20 protein-coding genes are annotated in these 23011 nt (G+C 57.3%); 10 read left to right on the forward strand and 10 right to left on the reverse strand.

Annotation, left to right across the window (positions count from 1 at the left end):
• Positions 1 to 8: 8 nt before the first annotated feature.
• Positions 9 to 1550 (reverse strand): UbiA family prenyltransferase, encoded by a 1542-nt coding sequence (locus AC53L6_RS06840; RefSeq protein WP_299206220.1) that lies wholly within the window; start codon positions 1548 to 1550, stop codon positions 9 to 11.
• A 499-nt stretch (positions 1551 to 2049) separates the two neighbouring features.
• On the opposite strand from AC53L6_RS06840, the gene AC53L6_RS06845 reads away from it, so the two are divergent.
• From AC53L6_RS06845 to AC53L6_RS06870, 6 genes are all read left to right on the forward strand, one after another.
• Positions 2050 to 3876: an AsmA family protein gene (locus tag AC53L6_RS06845; protein WP_496907291.1), complete on the forward strand. Its 1827-nt coding sequence runs from the start codon at positions 2050 to 2052 to the stop codon at positions 3874 to 3876.
• Between the two features lie 75 nt (positions 3877 to 3951).
• Positions 3952 to 5490, forward strand: coding sequence for a protein O-mannosyl-transferase family (locus tag AC53L6_RS06850; RefSeq protein WP_496907292.1), 1539 nt, complete (start codon positions 3952 to 3954; stop codon positions 5488 to 5490).
• Between the two features lie 200 nt (positions 5491 to 5690).
• On the forward strand, positions 5691 to 6881 hold the full coding sequence (locus AC53L6_RS06855) for a glycoside hydrolase family 183 protein (protein ID WP_299206226.1): 1191 nt from the start codon (positions 5691 to 5693) through the stop codon (positions 6879 to 6881).
• Positions 6882 to 7170: 289 nt separating this feature from the next.
• Complete coding sequence (locus AC53L6_RS06860; RefSeq protein ID WP_299747747.1) at positions 7171 to 7425, forward strand: hypothetical protein; 255 nt, start codon at positions 7171 to 7173, stop codon at positions 7423 to 7425.
• Positions 7422 to 8912 (forward strand): sulfotransferase, encoded by a 1491-nt coding sequence (locus AC53L6_RS06865; RefSeq protein WP_496907293.1) that lies wholly within the window; start codon positions 7422 to 7424, stop codon positions 8910 to 8912. The genes AC53L6_RS06860 and AC53L6_RS06865 overlap by 4 nt, the downstream gene beginning before the upstream one ends.
• The gene (locus AC53L6_RS06870) at positions 8909 to 10201 is read left to right on the forward strand and encodes an arylsulfotransferase family protein (protein ID WP_496907294.1); all 1293 of its coding nucleotides are present in this window, start codon (positions 8909 to 8911) and stop codon (positions 10199 to 10201) included. Before AC53L6_RS06865 ends, AC53L6_RS06870 begins: the two co-directional genes overlap by 4 nt.
• A gap of 115 nt (positions 10202 to 10316) precedes the next feature.
• On the opposite strand, the gene AC53L6_RS06875 is transcribed toward AC53L6_RS06870, so the two are convergent.
• The 6 genes from AC53L6_RS06875 to AC53L6_RS06900 form a co-directional block, all read right to left on the reverse strand.
• A complete protein-coding gene (locus tag AC53L6_RS06875; RefSeq protein ID WP_496907295.1) occupies positions 10317 to 11207 on the reverse strand; it encodes a carbohydrate kinase family protein in 891 nt (296 codons plus the stop codon).
• A complete protein-coding gene (locus tag AC53L6_RS06880) occupies positions 11204 to 12262 on the reverse strand; it encodes an ABC transporter ATP-binding protein (protein WP_496907296.1) in 1059 nt (352 codons plus the stop codon). The genes AC53L6_RS06875 and AC53L6_RS06880 overlap by 4 nt, the downstream gene beginning before the upstream one ends.
• Positions 12263 to 12265: 3 nt before the next feature.
• Positions 12266 to 13780 carry an argininosuccinate lyase gene (gene argH, locus AC53L6_RS06885; RefSeq protein WP_496907297.1) on the reverse strand — a complete coding sequence of 505 codons (1515 nt, stop codon included), beginning with the start codon at positions 13778 to 13780 and terminating at the stop codon, positions 12266 to 12268.
• Positions 13781 to 13784: 4 nt separating this feature from the next.
• Positions 13785 to 14657: a carbohydrate ABC transporter permease gene (locus AC53L6_RS06890; RefSeq protein WP_299747737.1), complete on the reverse strand. Its 873-nt coding sequence runs from the start codon at positions 14655 to 14657 to the stop codon at positions 13785 to 13787.
• Positions 14658 to 14659: 2 nt separating this feature from the next.
• On the reverse strand, positions 14660 to 15553 hold the full coding sequence (locus AC53L6_RS06895) for a carbohydrate ABC transporter permease (protein ID WP_299206242.1): 894 nt from the start codon (positions 15551 to 15553) through the stop codon (positions 14660 to 14662).
• Between the two features lie 72 nt (positions 15554 to 15625).
• Positions 15626 to 16879, reverse strand: coding sequence for an extracellular solute-binding protein (locus AC53L6_RS06900; RefSeq protein WP_496907298.1), 1254 nt, complete (start codon positions 16877 to 16879; stop codon positions 15626 to 15628).
• A 121-nt stretch (positions 16880 to 17000) separates the two neighbouring features.
• On the opposite strand from AC53L6_RS06900, the gene AC53L6_RS06905 reads away from it, so the two are divergent.
• The 3 genes from AC53L6_RS06905 to AC53L6_RS06915 are packed head-to-tail and all read left to right on the forward strand — an operon-like array spanning position 17001 to position 21329.
• The gene (locus AC53L6_RS06905; RefSeq protein WP_496907299.1) at positions 17001 to 18173 is read left to right on the forward strand and encodes an ROK family transcriptional regulator; all 1173 of its coding nucleotides are present in this window, start codon (positions 17001 to 17003) and stop codon (positions 18171 to 18173) included.
• 2 nt (positions 18174 to 18175) lie between these two features.
• Positions 18176 to 20485 carry a PIG-L family deacetylase gene (locus AC53L6_RS06910; RefSeq protein WP_496907300.1) on the forward strand — a complete coding sequence of 770 codons (2310 nt, stop codon included), beginning with the start codon at positions 18176 to 18178 and terminating at the stop codon, positions 20483 to 20485.
• Complete coding sequence (locus AC53L6_RS06915) at positions 20472 to 21329, forward strand: DMT family transporter (protein WP_496907301.1); 858 nt, start codon at positions 20472 to 20474, stop codon at positions 21327 to 21329. Before AC53L6_RS06910 ends, AC53L6_RS06915 begins: the two co-directional genes overlap by 14 nt.
• 19 nt (positions 21330 to 21348) lie before the next feature.
• On the opposite strand, the gene AC53L6_RS06920 is transcribed toward AC53L6_RS06915, so the two are convergent.
• Positions 21349 to 21768 carry a hypothetical protein gene (locus tag AC53L6_RS06920; RefSeq protein ID WP_496907302.1) on the reverse strand — a complete coding sequence of 140 codons (420 nt, stop codon included), beginning with the start codon at positions 21766 to 21768 and terminating at the stop codon, positions 21349 to 21351.
• Positions 21769 to 21775: 7 nt separating this feature from the next.
• Positions 21776 to 22126, reverse strand: a complete 351-nt coding sequence (locus tag AC53L6_RS06925) for a VOC family protein (protein ID WP_496907303.1) — start codon at positions 22124 to 22126, stop codon at positions 21776 to 21778.
• A gap of 87 nt (positions 22127 to 22213) precedes the next feature.
• Between AC53L6_RS06925 and AC53L6_RS06930 the strand changes: the two genes are divergently transcribed.
• Positions 22214 to 22651 (forward strand): winged helix-turn-helix transcriptional regulator, encoded by a 438-nt coding sequence (locus AC53L6_RS06930; protein WP_299604941.1) that lies wholly within the window; start codon positions 22214 to 22216, stop codon positions 22649 to 22651.
• On the opposite strand, the gene AC53L6_RS06935 is transcribed toward AC53L6_RS06930, so the two are convergent.
• Positions 22637 to 22990: a winged helix-turn-helix transcriptional regulator gene (locus AC53L6_RS06935; protein WP_472726203.1), complete on the reverse strand. Its 354-nt coding sequence runs from the start codon at positions 22988 to 22990 to the stop codon at positions 22637 to 22639. The two genes, AC53L6_RS06930 and AC53L6_RS06935, sit on opposite strands and share 15 nt — an antisense overlap.
• Positions 22991 to 23011 lie beyond the last annotated feature (21 nt).

Below are 23011 nucleotides of genomic sequence, written 5' to 3' on the forward strand. Positions count from 1 at the left end.
CCTGCCCGTCAGATTGCCGATACGAACACCGCGAGCATCGCAAGGCCGCTTAGCCTGCTCATCGGGTCCTTTATGGCGAAGACGACCGGATCATCCTGCATCTGCCGCCGCTGCGCCAGGATGAGTGCCCGGCCGATCCAATAAGTCATGATCGGACACGCTAGCAGGAGGATCTCGGGATTGCTGTAGAGTCTGGTGACAGAACTGCCGGATACATAAAGCGCAAGAACAGTCACGGCATTAAAGCCAGCGGCTGCAGACAGGGCCGCAAGCATTCCGAGGTCCACATTTTCATAGTCCCGGTTGTCTGGCGACGCTCGATCCGCATCTGCACAGGCGGTTAGCTCTACGAACCGCTTCATCAGCGCCAACGACACGAAGATCGAAAGCGCAAACACCATCAGCCAGGAAGACAGCACCACACCTATTGCCACTGCACCCCCCAACAGGCGGATGGTGTAAAGACCTGCCAGCGTCAGCACGTCGACGAGCAGGATCTTCTTGAGGAAAAAGGAGTATGCTGTCGTCATCGCAAAATAGATGGCCAGAACCAACGCAAATGCTGGTGACAGTGAAAGCGCCGTCACCGTTGCGAGGACTAGTAGGATCGGCACAACAAGCATTGCATGGATCAGTGAAATGTCGCCTCGCGCCAGCGGACGATCCTTCTTGGTCCGGTGTGCGCGGTCGTCTTGAAGGTCAACCAAATCATTCAGAATGTAGCAGGCCGACGCCGCAAGGCAGAACGCCACAGCCGCGACCATCGTGATAAACAGGTTTTCAAAACTAAGCGCATGCGCTGCAATCATCGGCATAAAAACAAGGGCGTTCTTGGCATATTGATGGACACGGAATTGCCGTGCCCAATCGCTCAATGTCGACCGATTGTGTTCAACAAACTGCGCATGCGGAGCCATTTCACGCAGACGCGTCGCGACACGTTGGGTTGTCCGAATGGCAATTGGCTGGCGCGCATGTTCCCAGACTGGCAAATCGGCAGCGCCGTTGCCGACGTAGTCGAAACCCTTGCTTCCGAACTCTTTCACAAGGCGTTCCGCCTTGGCCCTGCCAGACAGGTTCACCGACGAAGTTGTTGCAAAATAGCCTGAGAAAATACCCAGATGATCTGCAACTGCCTTTACCATGTCCTCGTGCGAACCCGACGCCAGATAAACGGAACGGCCCGCAAGGTGCGCAAGACGGATCATCGACAGGATCGTCTTGTCATAAGGCAGAGTTTCAGGTGCACAATCAGCGCCCGCGCACAGGAAGTGTTTCAATGCGGCTCTTCCATCACTGAGCGACTGAAGCATACCAACGATCGCACCAGGATTGCGTCCCAACCGGCGAAACGTGGTCTCAACCAGCAAATCTGAGCGTAGCAAGGTGCCATCAAGATCGACCACCAACGGTGTGTCGATGGCTGTTTCCAGATCTGGCAAGCTTACATAGGCCTCGACCCGATCCCGGGCCAACGCATCGCGTTGACCTTCGTGCAGTTGCTGCAAGTCAGAGTTGGACATGCTATCGACGTGGTTCTTGACCGACATGCGTAAATCTCTCTCTGGTTGTTCCCGTTACGAGGCCCGTTCTCAGCGATCGATGTGGTGACGGCACATTCAGGTTCCTTTTCAGCATTGCGCCGTGCGTCTGACCGCCCAACCCTTCAAAAGCCTCATATGAACAGGTCACAGTCGGCAGCTGATTGGCTGGTTGAAGCAGCGTGGGTACAAAAGCAAAAAGGTTGCAAACCCGATGGCAGAGCAACTTTGGCATCGGCAGGGATGCGCCCAATTGAGAGGGGTATCGGCGGCGGAAGGCCGGGAAATGGGCAGCAAATATAATGACCCACGCCGAACAGATTGCCTACATTGTAAACTAAAACGTATCTAAAACACCGTGTCTTAGGAATCATTCTTCGGAATGGTGACAAGCCCTGCGGTATGAAATCTGTCGCTCAGCGGTGCCGGCCTCAAACTGCGGAAAGCGTATTGAGGATGTGATCCGAAGGCACAAACCGCCGTTACATTGTGAACGGTTGGGAGGAGTATGATGAGAACAGGAAACGGACAAAGTTTCGGTCTTGCAGCACGATGGGTTATGGTCGCCCTTGGCCTTCTGTCGATTTGCGCAGGGGCGTTCTTGCTGCTTTCAAAGCTGAACCTGGACAGCGTTGTGCGTGACAGCATCAATCACGAGCTTGGGCGTCTCGCCAGTTCCGATTTGATGTTGCATGAATCCTCCGAAGTCTCGATACGCCCCGACTTCCGAGTTGTCGTTGCGGACCCGGTCTTCACAGTTGACCAGGCCAGTATGGCCGAAGGATTCCTGACCTCAGGTCGGCTTGATGCAACGCTCAGGGTCGCGCCACTGCTTGCGGGGCGCGGAGAAGTCGCAAGCCTGCACTTGCACCGTCCGCACATCTCGTTGGATCAGGACGGCTTGGCAAACTCTTTGTGGTCAGAATTCGCGTTTGCAGAAAAGGATGCCAGTGAAACGCCTGCCAATATCGTTGTAACTGATGGCGTTCTGGATTTTGCTGGCAACACCAGCATCTCCGGCCTGAACCTTTCGGTCATGCAACGGGGCACATCCGAAGGAATTGCGATCAACGGCGATTTCATTGCCGGGTCCCACCGTACCTTCATGGACTTGCAGGTTGACGATCCGCACGCCTTTTTCTCAGAAGGCGGAAGCGACGGCGCGCTGTCTTTGAGCTTTGACGCGGTGGCCGCCGATGAGGACAACAACCCATCAGATGACACAACCGACAACAGCCTATTCGCAGATCTGCTGCCTGGTCTAAGTAGTTTGAATATCTTTGGGCCGGGCCCCCTGTTGATCGACGGGCATTTTGCAGTGACGCCCACGACAATCCGCCTCTCCAATGCCACGTTTTCAAAGGCTGGTATTACGCTTGAGGGAGATTTGACTCTGCGCACGACGTCAAACACCTTGATCATCCCAGGACTGCAAACACTGCAGGTTTCGGCAGATGCTGCCATTTCCGACGCGATCAAGAGGGTCGGTGAAGGGAATTGGACTACTGCGCCAATCACAACCCATTGGCTTAGGGGATTCGAAATCGATTTTGATTTGGAAGGTCAGGACATTGCATTCGGCGGCGCTGCATTTGATACCGTGAGCGTGTCGTTCGTCTCACGCAACGAAAACATGTCTTTGGACATGGTAGCGCAAGGTGAGACATTGGGCCGGATTGAAGCGAGTGCTGAAATCGACCGGGCAGCGGACCTGTCAATGTCTGCCAAAATTTCTGATGCGTCCGTTTACGAAATCTTGCAACCGATATCTCGCAAGATGCAGAAACGTCTGATTGGCACACCCCAGTTGCCCGAGGGCATACTCAATGCAGATCTGCAACTTGCCGGGCGCGGTCAAACGCTTGGTGAAGTCTTTGAAAGCATGGCTGGTTCTGTCACGGCCTCAATGCAGGATGGCAGCCTCACAGGGGCTGATGTGACCGCAACGCTTGAGACGCTGGCAAACGGCCGCCAGTTCATGACCAAGGAAAAGGGTCCGCTCATCCCAGCTGCTGGTCGTACGCAGTTCGATTTTATCGACAGCCAAGTTGGAATCGAAGCGGGCACAGCGCGTATTTCGCGGCTAAACATTGCAGGTGACCGGCTTGAAATCGACATGCTGGGCGAAGTCGGCCTTAAAAGTGGCGCAGTGTATGTCATGGGCAATGCCCAACTGTCGGCTGCACAAACGACAGAGACCGAGCAGGTCGCAAAGAATGTCGATTTGCCCTTTGGAATCGGAGGGACGCTCTTTTCACCCATGGTCGCCGCGGGCGTACCGCAGCTTGAGATCGCCGCAACACCTGGGCGACCGGGCAACACCATTCAGAGATAGGTTAATGTATTCCAATGCTCCAAGGCGATTGACCGTCGATACGGCAGCCTAACGCGGCATGCGAAACGAGAGAAGATGCCCACCACCACCCAAACACACGATCGACCCGCCTACCAAAGCCCATGGCTGGCGATCACGATTTTTCTGGTCTGGTTGACCTACTATGCCAGCCTGCTCTTTCCCGGCCTCGGCGGGATGCTGAATGCGGGTGACTCTGCAAAGTTCCAGACCCTCGGTCATACCTCAATTCTTGTCCATGGGCCCGGATATCCGTTCGTTCTGCTGATTGGGACGATCGTGCGCGTGCTCGATCTTCCGTTCGAACCCTGGCGCGTCATGACCATAGCCCTTGCATCTTTGCCCGGCGCGCTTGCAGTCACTATGGCGTTCCTGATCGTGGGAAGGCTGACCCGTAGCGTATTTTTCGGTGCGGCAGCCGCATTCCTTCTGGGCAGCGCCGGTCTGATGGCCGTGCAATCGACTGAGGCCGAGGTCTATCCCCTCGCTTTGGCGTTCATTCTTTCCGTCGTGTTTGCGCTGATCCTCTTCGTCGAGACCAAGCAAACATACTATTTCATTCTCGCCTGCGCGATCTATGCGCTGTCTTTCGGCAATCATCTCATGATGGTCATGCTGGCACCGGTCGGCCTGCTGGTGATGGCCACACACCACCGCATTCTTCTGCGCCCGCGTGTTCTGCTTGCTGTTCTTGGGTTACTTGCCGCTGGGGCCAGCCAGTATCTCTATCTCGCATGGGTCACACACGCCCCAACCACAGCGTACTCCGAATACCTGCCTCTGCCACCGACAACCTCCGAACTGATCGACTACATTGCGGGCACCTATTTCGGCGATCTTTATGGCTCCGGCCTCAAATCGCTGCAAACTGCATCGGTCTTGTTTGGTACGCTCAGTCAAGCGCACCCCATGCTTTCAATTCCCATCATAGCACTCGGTCTTTTGGCGTTCGGTATCGGCTGGCGCAGGCGCAATGCCGATTGGGCAGGCATCGCGCTCTTGCTTGGTACGGCACTTGCATTTCTGCCCTTCATGATCTGGTACGGGGCTTACGATATCCAAGCGTTTCACCTTCCCGTATTAGGCCCGCTGCTTGTCGGTGCGGTCGCAGCTATCGGTTGGTGGCTGAAGGGATGGCCAAGACTGCAACCTTGGCTCGGTGTGCTCCTTTTGGCCATGGGCGTTTTACGTATGGCTGAAATGGCCTTGTACCTAGGCGCCCGCGAACCAGATTACGCCGACTTGGTCGATACGTTGGGCATCGTGATTGCACAGTCCCCCGTGGACAATCCCGTTGTGTCGATGTCCTATGAGCTGAGGATGGCCACGCTCTACCACGAGCTTCTGGGTGAGGTGCCGCAACCGGCGACCTACCGCGTCACGTGGCGGACAGAGGAGGTGATACCTGAACTCGGCCCTGTTGGAGGTGTCGTCATCCCAACAGATGGGGAACAGATGTTGCGCTGGATCGAACACCGCAATCCGCACCTGTCGTGCGTTACGCTGCCGATCAATCAACCGGAGCCCGTAACGTGGCCAGCTTATGGTTTTGTTTGCACCCGCTTGGGAACATCACAAGAGCTGCTACAGGAATAGGCATCCTTCGCCGACCAGGGTGGAATGACGCTGTATGACGCAGCGTCAAGATTTCTTACATTACGTCATATGAGCGATAATCCGCTTGATCTGTTGACAGGCGCAACGCACGTATGTGCGACGGGTTCTTTACTGATTCTCAAGCAGTGCCCGAGACGTTCCGACTACAACCGTGTTCCGGCCATAGAAGGTACTCTAATATGCGCATATCCTCAGCCCTGTTTGGTGTATCGCTTTCAGCTTTCATCTTCTCCTGTTCTGGTCAGTTGCCTATGGCAATTGCTGATGTAGAAAGTACTGACACTGTGGATGTGATGGCCTTGTCGGACTTTGGACAACAGAGCGATATGCTGGAAACATCGATCCCAGGCGCACTGCGCATCGTGGAAACCGAAATCGTGAACCAGCTGACGGGGTCCGGATCCCAAAACGCCACGGACACGCGCTGGAACGTGCATGGCACGGATCTGGGCCACATGTTTACCCATAAGGGCGAACTCTACATGGTGTTCGGTGACACATATGGACCAGATGGCGGCGATTGGCGCAGCAATACCATAGCACGCATCGCCGATCCTGACCCGGCCAACGGCTTTTCGATCTCTTCAATGATCGAAAGTGCGACAGGAGCGGCCAAGGAAATTATCCGCTCGGCGAAAATACCCGGCTTGGAATGGACCGTCATTCCGACAAACGGCATCTCGCTTGGAGAACGGATGGTGCTTCACTACATGTCTGTGCGCATGTGGGGCGCTGATGACAAATGGTATGTCCGCCGTTCCGGCCTCGCTTATTCCGATGACGACGGTCAGAACTGGACAAGATCGGAAACCGCGATGTGGCCTGCAGGCACGGGCTTTGAGCAAGTGGCCTATGTTGAACACGACGGGATGATCTACGTTTTTGGTATTCCGCAGGGGCGGTTCGGAGGTGTACGGCTTGGCCGTGTTACCCCACAGGACGTATTTGACCCAAGAGCGTATATGTATTGGGACGGCCAGGGATGGTCCACGAACATTCATAACGCCAAAGCGGTGGTTCCAGCACCTGCAGGCGAATTGTCCGTCGCATGGAGCAACGTGCACCAATCCTGGCTGATGATGTATCTTGAGCCTGTCGAAAAAGCGGTCATTCTGCGCAGCGCACCAACAATGACCGGCCCATGGAGCGCGCCCCAAATCGTCGCGCATGCCGATGAATATCCAGGTCTCTACGCTCCTTATATCGTACCGGGACTGGAAATCGACGACGCGGTCTATTTCACCATGTCGCGCTGGAAGCCAGTCTACAACGTCTTCCTGATGAAGGGCAAAATCGAGGCTCTGGGTGTGGACATGGCTGCGGTCGAAGCAAGTGAACCGGATATCGAACTGGAAACGGCTCGCGAATAGCCAGCGACCATGGCGACTCCCGTTGAGGCGACGCCTGTACCCCGACCCCGAGACAGTCAAATCTTCTTGATCCAAGGCGGCGTTTCACACTCGACCGCCTTGGAACGCTCAAACGGGCGAAAATGCTCCGTCTGGATTGAGTGATCTGGCAGGCTTTCGCCGCTTTCCGCCCCATACCTTGCTGCTGCATCGGCAACTCACAACTGTGTTGCGAAAAGAGCAAAAGCGATCATGTCGACCTGTCTGATTGTCCCGGTCGCATTTGGTCGTGTTAAGTGAGGATTTCGTTATGAAGCGCGACACATGGGTTTCGGGTGTGACCCACTCACCCACATTACTGGTCATCGCATTGGTTGTGATGCCCGCCGCTGCACAGGCCTATGTTGGGCCGGGTGCTGGTCTTACCGCCATTGGCACGATGATTGCACTCTTGGCTGCGCTCGTGCTCGCTATCGTCGGATTCATCTGGTACCCGGTCAAAAGGATGCTACGCGCCCGAAAAGCCAAGGCAGATATCCAGACCCCCCGTGAGAATGAAAGTTGAGCGTCGCCGCCCTTGTTCTGGGCCTTTTCGCATTTATCGCTGTCCTGCGGATTCTTGACACCCAACGGGTCGCTGGTGGCATCATAGACACGACCCAGCAGGCGTTGTCGGTCATGATGAACAGCGACATCGCCGTTGAGGACAAGGAAGCACAGGTACAGCGCGCATCCATCAAGCTGTTGGGTGGGTTCTTCTGGATCACTGCCATAGGTGTCGCATCATTAGGCGCGTCAGCATTCATCGTATGGGGCGGCGCGGCACTTGGTTTTTACACTGTCGACAAGGCAATTTCGGTCGCGCTTGGCTGGCCTTTTATCATTGGCTCTACTGCAGCCGCCATCGCGCTCTGGATCGCGCTAGAAAAGCTGCAAAAAACAACCCCTGAAGCCAACGCGCCTGCCGAAGTGCCCTACAGCCCGCTCGACAAGGCGCTGCACGACTTCGCCTTTGCATCGCCCGAGCGGCAAATCCGATTGGGTGCTTTGGAAACCAAGCTTTATCGTCGCCGCATTCGTACGGAAACATCCCGACAACCTGTCTTCATCACATCTCTGCCGCGTGCCGGTACGACGATTATGCTCGAAGGTCTTGCCAGCCTGCCGCACTTTGCTTCGGCCACCTACCAACACATGCCGTTTACTCTGTCACCCCTCCTGTGGGGCGGGTTTTCTCGCAAGTTTCGTAAGGCTGGGGACAAAAGTGAGCGGGCGCACGGGGACGGCATCGAAGTCGGTGTGGACAGTCCCGAAGCGTTTGAGGAAATGCTCTGGATGGCCTTTTGGCCCGAACATTTCGCCAACAATCACATCACACCCTGGACAGCGGAAGATCGAAAGCCAGAGTTCGAAGCCTTTTTTTGCACCCACATGGCCAAGATTGTTACCACCAAGCCCGGCGCCACGCGCTACATCTCGAAAAACAACGCGAACATCGCACGTTTGGCCCTTCTCGAACGCCTCTTTCCAGACGCGTCCATCGTGGTCCCAATCCGCAATCCACGTGCACAAGTCAGGTCACTCCTAACGCAGCACCTGCGCTTTGCCGATTTGCACGCCCGCGAACCCTTCGCACGCCGATACATGGAAGGGATTGGGCATTTCGAATTTGGCGCGGCACTGCGCCCAATAGAGTTCAGCACCCTGCGAACAGGTTTACCAACCCCAGAACAAGTAGACTTCTGGTTGCGGTACTGGATTGACGCATATCAACATGTGCTCTCCACAGCGGGGCCGCGTACAGTTTTTGTCGATCACGATGCACTTTGCACCGAACCCAACTTGCTTTTGCCCGAACTCGCTGCGGCAATCGAGCTCGACGATCAAGACAGCGTCTCGGCCGTGGCCGACATCTTGCGCGCACCCCGAGTTGCCCCCTCTCTCTCTGGTGCGTCACCCAGCCTGCTGCAACGCGCCGACATTCTACATGCGGAACTGTGCAGCCAGGCAATTGGCCGCACGCTTTCGCCGACTGGAAAGGTCATGAAATGAAATTGCCATCATCTGACAGCTTTGCCCCAGGTTTTTTCATCGTCTCGCTTGCTTTGATTGCCATGGTGTATGGCATTGTCTCGTCTTGGTGGGGTTGGTTTCCTGCCCCGCAGATCGGTGAAGCACATCGCACGTATCTGGACGTGTCGCGCAATTGGCGCAACGATATCGGGCTTGAACCGACACGTCACCTGGTCGCCCCAAACGATCGAGGTGAGGCTACCCTTGATCGTGGCTACGAGCGTCGACCCGGGACAGAGCGCGCGCCGGGTTACGTCCTGATTGCAGGGCTCAGCGATGATCAGGACACATCAGTTTTTGCTGTCCGCATGATGGATGAAAATGGTGATGAGATTCACCGTTGGCCGATAAACTACGAAAACTTTGATCCTGAGACGCCGCCCCAAAACGTCATGCTTCACGGGATGGAGGTGTTCGAGGATGGCTCTCTCGTCGTGACCTTCGACGTGGGCAATGCCATCGCGCGTGTCGACCAATGCGGGCAAACCATGTGGAGTGTGCGCGGTGGCTTTCACCATTCCATCACCCGTGACGGTGCCGGGGGCATCTGGACGTGGTACGGTGAAGACATGGTGCGTTTGGATGAGGAAACAGGCGAAAAGACCTTTTCGCTGAATCTGCGCAATGACATCATCGCAGCAAAGGGCGGCGATCAGCGTGGCATCTTTGACATTCGCGTGCGTATGCCGGGTGATGCAGCTGAGCAAATCACCTATCTTGATGACCCGTTTCATCCCAACGATGTCGAGATGTTGCGCCCAGAGCTGGCCGATGTATTTCCCATGTTCGAAGCTGGCGATCTGATGTTCAGCCTGCGTGAACCAAACCTTGTTGCAGTGGTCGATCCGCAAACAGGGGTGCTGAAATGGTGGCAGCACGGACCCTGGTTCAAACAACACGACCCGGACTTCGAACCTGATGGCACGATCACTGTTTTCGACAATGCCACAGGCGCGATGCGCTCTCGCATTCTCCGGATAGACCCCCGCGACAACAGCGTCTCAGTTGACTTCGAAGGGACGGAAGCCGAGCCATTCTATACATGGCGGCGCGGTAAGCACCAAACGCTTCCGAACGGAAACCTGTTGCTGACCGAAGCTGAACATGGGCGTCTTCTGGAAGTATCATCATCAGGAGATGTCGTCTGGACTCATGACATGGTGTGGGATGCCGAAAGCAATCTCATCGTGACCGAAGCCCGCCATGTATCTGAATCATTCTTCACCGGTGGCATTCCATCTTGCAACAATGTGGTCGCTTCACGTTAGCGCCTGTGGTCGCGAAGCGGCGTGCTTTCAGTGTGTGAGGCTTGAAAACCGGGCTTGGCGCCATGCTGCAAAGATCACGACGTCCGTGTCGCGTCGGACGCAAAGGACATCCGAGCTACTCCGCCGCTTCGATTTGAATGCGGTGGAGATCGGTCAAACCACCGGTGCCACCCACTTGCCCAACTGCTGCGGCACCGCAGCGAACACCGGTAGACAATGCCCGGGGCACCCCAACACCGGACAACCACGCGACCAAAAAACCGCCATTGAAAGCATCACCTGCACCAGTTGTATCAACCACCTTGACCGGCAGGGCCGGGCAATGATGCACATCGCCCTCACTCTCGGCGCGCGCACCCCGCGCCCCATCTTTCACGACGGTAAGGGGCGCCGCGTTGGCAGGAAGGCCACTGTCTACGAGGGCAGCGTGTTCAGACGCATTGGGCAAGAACAGGTCAACCTCGGAGATAAGGCGCGCCATATCAGCACCCTGATGGACCAAGGCGTCATCCCAACCACAATCAAGCGATACCGTCATTTGACGCGCACGCGCACGCTCGACAAGATCGGGATGCTCGACCAGTGTCCGCAGTTCTCCGATGTGCAGATGGCGCCAATTTTGGGGCCACTGGGTATCAGGTAACGCCAGTCCGCTTGCATGCGTCAGGAAGGCGCGGTCGTTGCCGAGCACGGACGCAACCGTAATCTGTGGTGATTGCCCGGCAGGCGCAGCAACACAAAGGGTGGCATCCATCCCAGCCATCGAAATGTCCCGCAGAACGGTGTCGGTGAAAGGGGCGGTCGGCACAGTAGCACATAGCCCCGCCCGACCTCCCAACGCCTGAATTGCAGCCGCTGTAATGAAAGCGCCACCGCCCGCGTGCAGACTGAGGCCCGGGGCAAACACTTCTTCGCCAAGATGCGGCAAATGTGGCAGATCAGTAAAGATCAGGTCGCAATAAAGCCGCCCCGCGCAAAGGATGCTGGGAGTGGACCCGCCCGTCACGTCAGAACCGCTCCACTGTCAGCGTCAAAGACATGTACGTTGGTGGGATCCGCCGACAGCGTGACATGGGCACCGACGTCGGGCGGGTTGCGCCCATCGGCCTTGGCAATCACTTCACCCGCCTCGGTCGTCACATAGATCAACGTTTCAGCACCAAGTGGCTCTCGCACCGCAACATGTCCGGTAACAACTGTCGGTCCGGATCCCTGCAACGTCAGATCATCCGGACGGACGCCCAAAAGGATGGGGCGGCTTGTTGTGCTGGTATGGGTGGTGCCCACGGATTGTCCGGACGCGAGCCGAACGCCCCCACCGTTTAACGTGCCGGGCAGCATGTTCATCGAAGGCGCGCCAATGAACTGCGCAACAAAGGTATTGGCAGGGGAATGGTATACTTCGGAGGGTGTGCCGACCTGCTGGATGTGGCCGTCTTTCATGATCACGATCCGGTCCGCCATAGTCATCGCCTCAACCTGATCATGGGTTACAAAAATGATCGTGTTTCCGACCCGCTGGTGCAGCTTCTTGATCTCCAGCCGCATCTGTGTGCGCAGCTGTGCATCAAGGTTAGACAGCGGTTCATCAAACAAGAACACGGCCGGATCGCGGACCATGGCACGACCGATGGCAACCCGCTGGCGTTGCCCCCCTGAGAGCTGGGCGGGCTTGCGATCTAACAAATGTGTCATATCGAGGATGCCAGCGACTTCGCCAATGCGCGCCTCCTTGTCAGCCTTGGACATCTTTGAAGACCGCAAGCCAAAGGCGATATTCTTCTTCACCGACATATGCGGGTAGATCGCATAGTTCTGAAAGACCATCGCGATGTCGCGTTCCTTGGGCTCAAGGTGGTTGACGACCCGGTCGCCGATCACGACCTCACCGGACGTAACCTCTTCCAACCCCGCAATCATGCGCAAGGTGGTGGACTTGCCGCAGCCTGACGGACCAACAAAGACAATGAATTCGCCATCCGCCACATCAAGGTTGATGCCGTGCAGAACTTCGGTCTGGGCGTAGGCCTTCGTAAGCGTGCGGAGAGACAGATTGGCCATGGATCAGGTCTCCAGAAGCACAGCGAAGCTGTGGTCGAGCATTGCGCAAGCTGCAACGTGTCGGTCTGCACGAGCTGTCGCGCGTTCGATCAGGCGGCGCAAGTCCGCGTGGTAGACGGAAAACGCAGCGTTTAGCGCCACAGGTGCGGGGCCGCCGGGGCGATCGCGAACAGCAACGAAATGTCGAGCCGAAACAATTGTCGCGAACCGCTCTTCTGAAAGTGCCGAGGCTCGGCCGGTTTCAGCCTCAAAAGCTTCTGCAAAAGAAGAAAAGCCGTGACCAAGAGGCGCGCCAGCCGCAATCACGGCATGCGCCGTCACCGCAGCGATCTCGTGAGCCTGACGAAACGTCAGCCCCTCGTCCCGCACCAACGTGTCCGCCAACTCGGTAATCGTGATGCAGGCTGCATCGGTGTTCCGAGCCACGTTGGTATCACTGATCTCGCAGGCAGGCAGAAACGCCTGCAACAAGCGGAGCATTCGTCCACCGCTTTCAAACGCTGCAAACCCGGCCTGCTGCACCTCGCCTTCGCTGTCGTTCATGTCTGTGAAGGGCGTGTTGTGCATCGTGTTCACAACCATGTCACAGCGCCCGGCTGTGACGCTTGCAAGGTGCCGCATGTGTTCAATGGGGACCGGGTTGCGCTTTTGCGGCATGATGGACGAAATCTGCACAAGGGCATTCGGCACGTATAGCTGCCCAACTTCGAACGACGCCCAGACACCCATATCCTGCACCACGCGCCCCAAATGGACGAAGGGCAGTTTCAGCGCGGAGTACAGGCCGGTCACATAATCGACAGAAGCGATGCAACCATAAGCATTCAGAAGCGGCCCTTCGAACCCCAGAAGTTCCGCCACCCTGCCCCGATCGATAGGAAAACCACTGGTGGTAATCGCGGCGGCTCCCATTGGGCAATGCTCAAGGCCATCAGCTGCCGCATCCAGCCGCTCCATATCGCGCAGCAACACCTCGATCACGGCCGACAGGTAGTGGCCGAATGTCGTCGGTTGCGCGGGTTGGCCATGGGTGTAGGCAACGATTAACGTCTCCTTCTCCAGCTCGGCCTTCTCCAACAATGCTTGTGTGAGGTCTGCGAGCAGCTTCAATATGCCCTGCACGCGCACCCGCAACGCCAGCTTGAACACCGTGTGATCCATGTCGTTGCGGGAGCGCGCGGTGTGCAGTGCGCCGCCCAAATCGCCGAGCTTCGCACGCAAAGCCGCCTCAACAACAAAAAAGTAGTCTTCGTGCTCACCCGTGTAGGTCAGCGCCGCGATATCGGTCTCATCTTCGAAGTCTTGCAACGCGCGCGCCAGCGCACGTGTGTCCGCTGATCCAAGGATGCCACTTTCGGCCAACATCACCAGATGGGCGCGGTTGATCTGCGCCATGCCATGAGCGAAATGCATTTTGACGCCTTCGAACAATGGCGCCAACACCGTGTCGCGGTAGGTTGGGTCGGGAAACGTGGTCTGGTCAGTCATCGCGTCGGACCTCTGGTCGGTGTCTGGCATGTCATCACCCTTTCAGCCCCGCCATCACCACCCCACGGATGATGAAGCGCTGGAAGATAAGGAAGACAACAAGCGTCGGAATGGTCGAGATGGCCGCACCCGTCATGATCAACTCCCACGCCACGTCCGCCTCGTCCCCAAAGCCAGACAGGCCCACGGGGATCGTATACATCTCGACCGAGTTCGTAACGATCAGAGGCCAGAGGAACGCTGTCCAGTTGCCAAGAAATACAAAGATCGCAAGGGCGGCCAATGCCGGTTTGACAAGTGGCATGGCAACCGTCCACCAAATCTGCAACTCGTTCAGCCCATCGATGCGGGCCGCTTCGATAAAGTCATCCGGCACGCTTTCAAAGAACTGCTTCATCAGGAAAGTGCCGAAGGCTGTCATCAGACCAGGAAACATGATGCCCCAGTAGCTGTCCAGCCAGCCCAGACTCTGGCTCATCAGGTACCACGGGATCACCAGCATTTCGGTTGGGATCATCAAAGTGGACAGGATCGCGATGAACACGATCTGTCGACCGGGGAACCGGAACTTGCAAAGCGTGTAGCCAACCAGACTGTCAAACAGCAGGTTCGAGATGGTTGTGATCGTCGCAATGATGATCGAATTGACAAACCACCAATAGAACCGCCCGTCCTCAAGGACGTAGGTGTAGTTTTCGATCGTCGGCTCTTGGGGGATCAGATTGACGTTATAGACTTCATGCGGCCATTTCAGAGAGGTCGAGATCATGTAGGCGATGGGCATCACCATTAGCACCCCGCCGATAAACAGCAGCAACCAGCGAATGATCTGCCCCATATTGCGCGGCTTGGTGACCGCGGAGCGATCCAGCGTGGCGGAGGAGGCGCGGATGTCGGTTGCGGTCATGCTCAGTCGCTCCGCAAAAGCCAAAGCTGCGCCAACGACACGAGCAGAAGGATCAGGAACAGCACGACGGTTTGCGCCGCCGCATAACCCATGTTGAAACCGTTGAACGCGGTGTCGTAGATCATCAGAACCAGCGGCTTGGTCGAATTCAGCGGCCCGCCCGGGTTGTTTGTGGTCATGTTGAACACATGGTCAAAGATGCGCAGGAACCCGATGGACGAAAAGACGACGATGAACACGATAGTGGGACGCAACAGCGGGATCGTGATCTGCGTCAGGACGGTCCACCAACCAACACCGTCGATCTTTGCCGCCTCGTAATAGCTTTGCGGGATCGCACGCAGACCGGCCATGAAGATAATCACCTGGAACCCCAGACCGGCCCAAACTGCCGGCGCCAGAACTGCGGGCAGCGCATTGGTGGTGGAGTTCAGGAAAGCGATCTGCGGGATGCCGACAGAGGCCAGCAGGTTGTTGAACAAACCAATAGGTACGTCCTGATAAAACCAGCGCCAGACCCAGGCCATAGCCACGGCCGATGTCATGAAGGGCAGGAAATACAGCATCCGCAGAAAACCGTGCATGAAGCGCAGTTTGTCGAGGTGGTAGGCAATGACAAAGCTCACCACCAACGACAGCGGCGTGCCGATCAGCAGGTATTCGAAAGTGTTAACAAAGACCTTCCAGAAAACAGGATCATTCCAAAGTTCGACATAATTCACCCACCCGATCCAGGTACGGTCCCCGAGCAGGTTCCACTCCTGAAAGGAAATGACGAAGGCCGTGCCGGTCGGATAAAACCGGATGATCCCATAAAAAAGAACAGGCAGAGCAAGAAATGCCCACGCCCAGACGATCTGTTTCTGCTTGATCGAGAGGTTGGAATACAGCCGCATCGGATGTCCCGAAAATGAGGATGCAGGCCGCCACAGGAGACAGAAACGGGCGACCTGCTGGGGGGAGCGTCGTTACTTGTAGTAGTCGTCAAGTATCTTTTGCTCGGCCTCCGCAGCGATGGCGAGGCTCTCGGCGGCACTCATACCTTCAAGGGTCATCCGCTCGACCATCTCGACCATCAGCTGACGCTGACCGCTTTCGTTGGCAAACTTGGTGGTGTTGGCATAGGCCAAACCGCGGATGAAGGGGCCGTAGGTCTCGTTGTTCGCATTGGCCTCGGTCAGACCAACCGACGGTTTGGCGGGCAGCTCACCCACCACATCCAACCAGATCTGCATCGCTTCGTCCGAGGTGACGTATTCCATGAATTTCACCGCAGCGTCGTACTTCTCGCCTTCCGCCTTGGTCGTGATCGCGTTCACCCAATACGAAGAATAGTTGGACTGCACGCCGTCCGCTGTAGCGGGAAGCTCTGTCACGCCCCACTTCAAACCGCGTGTCTTGTCCAGCGATCCGATGCGGAACGATCCGTCGATATGGAAACCCGCACGGCCCGCTTTGAAAGCAGCCTGCGGTTCATCCATGAACCCAATAGCAGATACGGCATCATCGCCAGTAAACAGGCTCGCATAGAATTCCAGTGCCTCTCGTCCAGCTTCGGTGTTGTAGTTGACCGTCTGGTAATCATCCAAATACGGCTCCCCACCGAATTGGCGGATCAGGCCTTCGCGCCACCAATGGTGGTCCTGCGCTGTCATGCCAGCCGTAATACCAACCTGGGTGATATTTCCCGCGCCATCGCGTTTGGTCATCGCCTTGGCTGCCGCCATCAGTTCATCGAAGTTCGTGGGTGGCTCAACACCGGCATCATCCAGCAACCGTTCATTGTAGAACAGAGCCAGCGACCGCACGGCCGTCGGCAAGGCCCAGTATTGGTCACCTTCCTTCATGGCCTGAACCATAGGAAAGAACTGCTCGTCGATCTGCGCCGTGGGGAAGGTGTCAGCTGGCAAGGGCTGGATCAATTCGGCGGCGACATAGTCATTCAGCCAGCCATAGAACAACTGCACCACATCCGGACCTTCGCCTGCAGGGATCGCTGCGGCGACCTTGGTGCGATAGTCGGCATAGGGAAAGTGGGTCATCTTGACGGTGATGTCAGGATTGGCCGCTTCGAAATTCTCGATCAGCTGCTCCATCGCCGTTACGCGGGCGTCAAAGTAGTACTGCCAGTACTCAATCTCGACCGCGGACGCAGCGGACCCAAGCAATGCCATCGCGCTGGTCATCCCGGCCAGAGCCATACCCTTCAGATAACGTGTCATGAACAACCTCTCCTATTGGATGGCGCCGTTTGTCCGTCGCCGATTCCTCTCAGGATTAAGCCAAGTAACTTTAATATTCAAGTAAGTTGAGTTATTGTATTGATTGAGTTAAAGCCGTGTCATGACCAGTTCCGATCTCCTGTTCGATACACGTCCCGGTGCGAATCCCGACCGGTCACGACTGCGAAACAGAAAGGCCGTGCTTGGCCAGATCAACAGTGCGGGCCAAATGGGACGGGCCGCCATTGCGCGGTCACTGGGCCTGTCCACCCAAGCCGTCAGCAATATCATCGCTGATCTCGAAGCCGAAGGTTTGCTGATAGAACGCGGCGCACAAAGTGCAGGCCGCGGCCTGCCTGCGGTCCAATACGCCGTGAACCCCGAGGGCGGCTTTGCACTGGGGGTCGAGATACGCCCCGATGTCCTGTTGACCTCCCTTGTCGATCTGGGCGGCCGACCCCGGGCGACGAGACGAAAGGTGCTAACCGATCTCGCACCGGACAAGATCGTGAACCAGGTTCTGCAACTCCGCGACCAGATGCTGCGCGAATGCGGCGTCAAGCCCGACCGCTTGCTGGGTGCCGGGATCGTGATGCCCGGCCCCTTCGGCGCAACTGGCCTGTCTGGTCAGGCATCAGACCTTCCGGGATGGCAAACGATTGATGTGCCTGCGCTGTTTGGCGAGGCCCTCGAACGGGCCGTTGTTGTCTCGAACGATGCCAATGCCGCCGCCATGGCCGAGCGGTTTGGCGCGGCGCAGGGCCTGACGGACTATGCCTTTCTCTATTTTGGCGCGGGCCTCGGCCTCGGCCTCGTGCACCACGGGCAGTTGGTTGAAGGCACCTTCGGAAACGCCGGAGAGATCGGCAACTTGCCGGTCATGACCAAGCATGGATTGAAACCACTGGAGCAGATGGTCAGCCGTGTGTCCGCCCAATCAGCCCTGGCCGCGCATGGTCCCCTCGACATCGACGCTCTGGACCGGCTGTGCGATGTGGCAGACCCGGACCTAATGCGCTGGCTTGAAACTGCGTGCGACGCACTGGGACAAGCTTTGGGCGTCATCGAAAACCTGTTCGATCCACAAACTGTAATCCTGGGCGGCGCAATGCCAGCCTTGATCCTCGATCATCTCGCACAGGGAACACCCCTGCCCAAGCTGTCCGTGTCCAACCGCCCGGATGCAACCCTGCCCCGCCTCCAATGCGGCACGTCCGGACGCATGACTGCGACCTTTGGCGCCGCCGCCCTGATCCTCAACCGCGCCTTCACGACGCAAACGACCGCCCTTTAGGAATGACCATCGACGTGCCGTTGTCCGACCAATCCCGCATCCTGCATCACCGCCTTGTACCACGCATCGTGGCACTCCATCGCGCGCTTAGCCGCCTTCAGACCGTCGTGTCCTTCATGAACTCAGGCGCGCATCCGGATGACGAGATTTCGGACATGCTCGCAGCACTTGGTGTGCGGGACGGGATCGACATTAGCTACGCCTGCTCTACGCGTGGCGACGGCGGCCAGAACGATATCGGCACGGAATCCGGCGCGGCCCTTGGCGTCCTCCGCACAGCCGAGATGGAGCGCGCGGCAGATGTGCTGAACCTGCGGCTCTATTGGCTGGGCCAGTCCGCGGACGACCCGATACGGGATTTCGGGTTCTCAAAATCCGGAGAAGAGACGCTGCAGCATTGGGGCGGCGACCGCACCCTGCGGCGGTTCGTCGAAATTGTACGAACGGAACGCCCCGACATCCTTTGCCCCACCTTCCTTGATGTGCCCGGTCAGCATGGTCATCACCGCGCGATGACCGCCGCCGCACGCGACGTCGTGGCGCTTGCAGCAGATCCCTCTTTCGAAACGGGACACGCCCCTTGGCGGATTGCAAAGCTCTACCTGCCCGCTTGGTCCGGCGCAGGGCAAGCCTATGATGACGATCTACCCCCGCCCCTCAAAACACTGACGGTGCTTGGTGGGCGCGACCCGATTACTGGCTTTTCCTATGACCAGATCGGACAACAAAGCCGTGCGTTTCACCTGACCCAGGCCATGGGTCGCTGGGTTCCGCCCGGGCAAACGCGGGACTGGCCCCTTCATCTGGCTCAAAGCCATGTAGCAGGACCAGATGAAGACCTGTCGTCAGGCCTGCCCGCAACACTTGCCGATCTTGGCCTGCGCGACGCTCAGACGCATTTCGACGCTGCGCGCGCGGCCTTCCCTGATTTCGCGATCAGTCAGGCTGAGACCGCCGCGGGTCTCGCCCTGTTGCAAGCAGCAACTCTTGCGCCAGAACATGACCACAAGGTCAATCGCAAGATCGTGCAAGCCGCCGAAGTGATCCAAATAGCCGCTGGTGTCGGCGCGCATATCGCGTCCAGCGTCGACGTCCTGACGCCCGGCGATACCACAACACTGTCCATGGCCCTCGACACCAACGGTGCAGAGTTTGAAACACGGGTCACCCTCCCCGACGGATGGCACCTCGACGGCGAAACACTGCACACGGAACACGCTGCCCCCAGCTCCGCGATGCCCGATACATATCTTCCTGATGCGCCGACAGCACCGTTCGTTACCCTGAGCGTGCGCACGGGTGATGTGGTCAGCCAGACGCATCTCCCATTTGAAACCCCACCACTGATCTTGCCCAGCCAGCGTGCCACGCTGGATCCAGTGACCGAGATTGTGAACCTGCGCACCCCACGTCGCAGCCTGTCGCTGACATTGCGCGCGCTCAGCCCCGCGACGGCGGTTGCGGCGCTTACAGTGCCCAATGGCTGGACCGCCAAACGCAACGAAGCCGGGTTCGAGATCACTTTGCCTAACGATAAGGCTGTGGGGCGCTATCAAATCCCCCTGACACTCGACGGTCAACCGGCCCAGACAGCCCAGATCATCCGTCATCCGCACATCCCGCCGCGCGCGTTGACCGAACCGGCTGAGATGTCGGTGCACGTGATTGATTGCGCCATTCCAAGTGCAAAGATCGGGTATATCGGTGGCGGCAACGACCGTGTCGATCACTGGTTGGCCTGCGCCGGGTTCGACATCACGGCGCTGGACGATGAACAGATCACACCGGCAGGGCTTGCAGAGTTCGACGCCGTGGTGATCGGCATCTTTGCCATCAAGTTCCGTCCTGGCCTCGCGGACGCGATGCCCATTCTGCACGAGTGGACCGCAGCGGGCGGTACACTTCTTACCCTGTACCATCGCCCGTGGGACAACTGGGACCCGGATACGGCACCGCCAAAACGGATCGAGATTGGTCAACCATCGCTGCGCTGGCGTGTGACGGATCAGGCAGCGGCCGTAACCCACCTGACCGATCATCCAGTCCTTTCACATCCCAACAACATCACCGAAAGCGACTGGAAGGGCTGGTACAAAGAGCGTGGGCTCTACTTCGCCAAAAGCTGGGACAACGCATATACACCCCTCCTGTCCATGGCGGACCCGGATGAAGCACCGCTGACCGGAGCGCTGCTGACGGCTGAGATCGGGAAAGGGCGCCACACCCACTGCGCCCTCATTCTGCACCACCAACTCGCACATGGAGTGCCGGGCGCCTATCGCCTTATGGCGAACCTACTTGCGCCGCGCTGAAGAGACCCCAGCCCGCAACCTCTCAGGTGGTGCATGGTTGATCGCCGATATGGCGCTCAACATCCTTGCGCTGACCATCGTGAAGGCGCTGGGGTTGGGCTACCCGGCCGTGCAGTTGGTCTTTCTGCGCGCAGGCACCGGCCTGATTGTTATGATCCCATTCGTTTGGCGCGATGGACAAACGTTCAAAGATGTTGATCGACTGCCACTCCATGCATTGCGCGTGGTGTTATCTGCGCTGGCCCTGACGACCAGTTTCTTTGCCATTGCCCGCCTACCCTTTGCCCTGTTCACGGCCATAAGCTTCACCCGGCCCGTGGTTACAATGGTTCTGGCACTTCTGTTCTTGAAAGAGGTTGTGCCCCGCCGCCGCTGGTGGGCGGCGGGCGTTGCGTTTGTAGGTGTCTATATCGCCGTCGATCCAGCACTTGTGACACTGAACTGGGGTCTGCCCGCTGCCTTCATGACCGTCCTCTTCGGCACGTCCGCCATCATCCTCACCCGCAAGCTTTCCGATACGCCTGTTCCCGTGATGATGACGTTCTACACCGGCGGACTGACCGTTCTGACCGCCCCATTCACCCTTGCAGTTTGGACACCGATTGCCCCAGATCATCTGCTTCCACTGCTTGCCATCGGCGTCTTTGCGCAAGCCGCACAGTTCTGTTTCCTACAAGCACATTTCCGCGCCGAAGCGGCCTTTCTATCCGTGCTGGGCTACCTCAGTTTGGTCTTTGCGACGGTCGTCGGCTACGTGATCTTCTCCGAGGTCCCTACCGTCGCCTTCCTTATTGGCGCCAGCCTCATCATCGCCGCGGCTGTGTGGACCAGTCTGTCACGCTAGCTGTGCATGAGATCACTGACTACACAGCCACATTGACCCGAGTCTCCCCACGAAAGATGAAGCCCAGTGCAAGCGCGAACAGCCCGAACTGTAGGCCCAGATAAAAGGTTTCCATCAAGACAAATGTTCTGGCGTTGGGAACATTCTGCTTTGCGACTAGTGCAAGCACATGGCTGGTCCAAAAGAACAGGCCCAAGAGACCGGCAAATTGAAAGGCCCGAGGATAGCCGGTGCGGCGAACCTTGAACATCGGGTAGATGGCGGCCAACACCGCACCCTGGATGACCATCGTGGCCAACCCAACGACAATGTTTGGTTCGCCCTCGAAATAGCCAAAGGCCATGTACTTGTCCTTGAACAAAATCAGGTGCCAGACGATCGCCAGAGGAAAGACGATGATCGGGTAGATGACTGCGGCCAATATCTGTTTCTTCATCATCGTGACCTCACACGTCCTGCCCGCGTTTCCAGAGCGCCATCACGCTGCCTCCGGGATCACGGATAAAACTCGCGTCACCTGCTGGGCCCTTAACATCCTCAAAGAGGACCGATGCCCTGCTTTCGCGTGCACGTGCGACGGAAGCCTGCAAATCATCCACCTCAACATATGGCACCCAACCCGCAATATTGGACATCTCCCCACACGCTGCTGCAAAAGGTTTGGCCTCCCCCTCACTGGTCAAAAAAGTCATCGACCCGATATCCGAAGGCCGCCATCCAAACATGTCCTGCATGAACTTAGCCGTGTCCTGGCGTTGCGCTGATATGTTGTCGAACCAGACGAAAGGTGATGGCATCACTCTACTCCACTTGCATTTTGCAAGTAACTAGTAGGCCGTGTGCTTGCATATTGCAAGTATTTTGTGATCATCTATAACTGCATCATGACATCAGCAGGCAAACCGGATTGGAACGGATGCCCGACGCGCTATGCGGCGGCAATTGTAGGGGACAAATGGTGCTTCCTGCTTTTGCGCGACGTCCTGCTGCACGGCAAACGCACATATCGCGAGTTTCTGGCGTCCCCCGAAGGGATCTCGACCAACATCCTGGCCAATCGCCTGGCCAAGCTTGAAGCCCTTGGCATGTTCACCCGCGAGCCGGACCCACGCAAAGCGAGCAGTGTCTGTTATTTCCCGACACAAAAGGCCAAGGATTTCCTGCCGGCACTTGTGACTATGATGGTTTGGGCAACGCAATATGATGACGTCACAGAAGCACCCGCATCATTCGCGGCAAGCTATGCTGATGACCCAGCCGGCACAATTGCCTGGTATGAGGCCGAGATTGATCGGGTGGACCAGGCGTTAAGGCGCGGCTGACCGATTGGTCCACCAGTCATGCATCGACGTGAACACCGGTTCCAAAGCCAACCCATCCATGCTCGCTGAATACTCCACGCGTGGCGGAACCTCAGCGTAGACCTTTCTGGTCACAAGCCCATCTGCCTCAAGCGCCCTAAGCTGGTTGGTCAACATCGTTTGGGTGATCCCATCAATGGATTTGCGCAATTCGCCGAATCGCTTGGTACCTTGAAAAATCAGAATCTGTAGAATCAGCAGCTTCCATTTTCCACCGATCATCCCGATCACAATCGGTGCAGGGCACGTCTTGTCACCAGAAACAGGCGTGTCCACCGGTGCCGTTACAGCCTCAGACATCAGTATTTCCCCAATAGTATC

This window comes from Tateyamaria sp. LSS28 (assembly GCF_059611725.1).

Excerpts from the sequence above, each read along its gene's own strand:
- AC53L6_RS06845 (WP_496907291.1), top strand. The coding sequence starts at position 2,050 with ATGATGAGAACAGGAAACGGACAAAGTTTCGGTCTTGCAGCACGATGG.
- AC53L6_RS06920 (WP_496907302.1), bottom strand. The coding sequence starts at position 21,768 with ATGATGAAGAAACAGATATTGGCCGCAGTCATCTACCCGATCATCGTC.
- AC53L6_RS06890 (WP_299747737.1), bottom strand. The coding sequence starts at position 14,657 with ATGACCGCAACCGACATCCGCGCCTCCTCCGCCACGCTGGATCGCTCC.
- argH (WP_496907297.1), bottom strand. The coding sequence starts at position 13,780 with ATGCCAGACACCGACCAGAGGTCCGACGCGATGACTGACCAGACCACG.
- AC53L6_RS06840 (WP_299206220.1), bottom strand. The coding sequence starts at position 1,550 with ATGTCGGTCAAGAACCACGTCGATAGCATGTCCAACTCTGACTTGCAG.
- AC53L6_RS06900 (WP_496907298.1), bottom strand. The coding sequence starts at position 16,879 with ATGACACGTTATCTGAAGGGTATGGCTCTGGCCGGGATGACCAGCGCG.
- AC53L6_RS06850 (WP_496907292.1), top strand. The coding sequence starts at position 3,952 with ATGCCCACCACCACCCAAACACACGATCGACCCGCCTACCAAAGCCCA.
- AC53L6_RS06910 (WP_496907300.1), top strand. The coding sequence starts at position 18,176 with ATGACCATCGACGTGCCGTTGTCCGACCAATCCCGCATCCTGCATCAC.
- AC53L6_RS06930 (WP_299604941.1), top strand. The coding sequence starts at position 22,214 with ATGACATCAGCAGGCAAACCGGATTGGAACGGATGCCCGACGCGCTAT.
- AC53L6_RS06905 (WP_496907299.1), top strand. The coding sequence starts at position 17,001 with ATGACCAGTTCCGATCTCCTGTTCGATACACGTCCCGGTGCGAATCCC.
- AC53L6_RS06895 (WP_299206242.1), bottom strand. The coding sequence starts at position 15,553 with ATGCGGCTGTATTCCAACCTCTCGATCAAGCAGAAACAGATCGTCTGG.
- AC53L6_RS06855 (WP_299206226.1), top strand. The coding sequence starts at position 5,691 with ATGCGCATATCCTCAGCCCTGTTTGGTGTATCGCTTTCAGCTTTCATC.
- AC53L6_RS06860 (WP_299747747.1), top strand. The coding sequence starts at position 7,171 with ATGAAGCGCGACACATGGGTTTCGGGTGTGACCCACTCACCCACATTA.
- AC53L6_RS06935 (WP_472726203.1), bottom strand. The coding sequence starts at position 22,990 with ATGTCTGAGGCTGTAACGGCACCGGTGGACACGCCTGTTTCTGGTGAC.
- AC53L6_RS06880 (WP_496907296.1), bottom strand. The coding sequence starts at position 12,262 with ATGGCCAATCTGTCTCTCCGCACGCTTACGAAGGCCTACGCCCAGACC.
- AC53L6_RS06925 (WP_496907303.1), bottom strand. The coding sequence starts at position 22,126 with ATGCCATCACCTTTCGTCTGGTTCGACAACATATCAGCGCAACGCCAG.
- AC53L6_RS06870 (WP_496907294.1), top strand. The coding sequence starts at position 8,909 with ATGAAATTGCCATCATCTGACAGCTTTGCCCCAGGTTTTTTCATCGTC.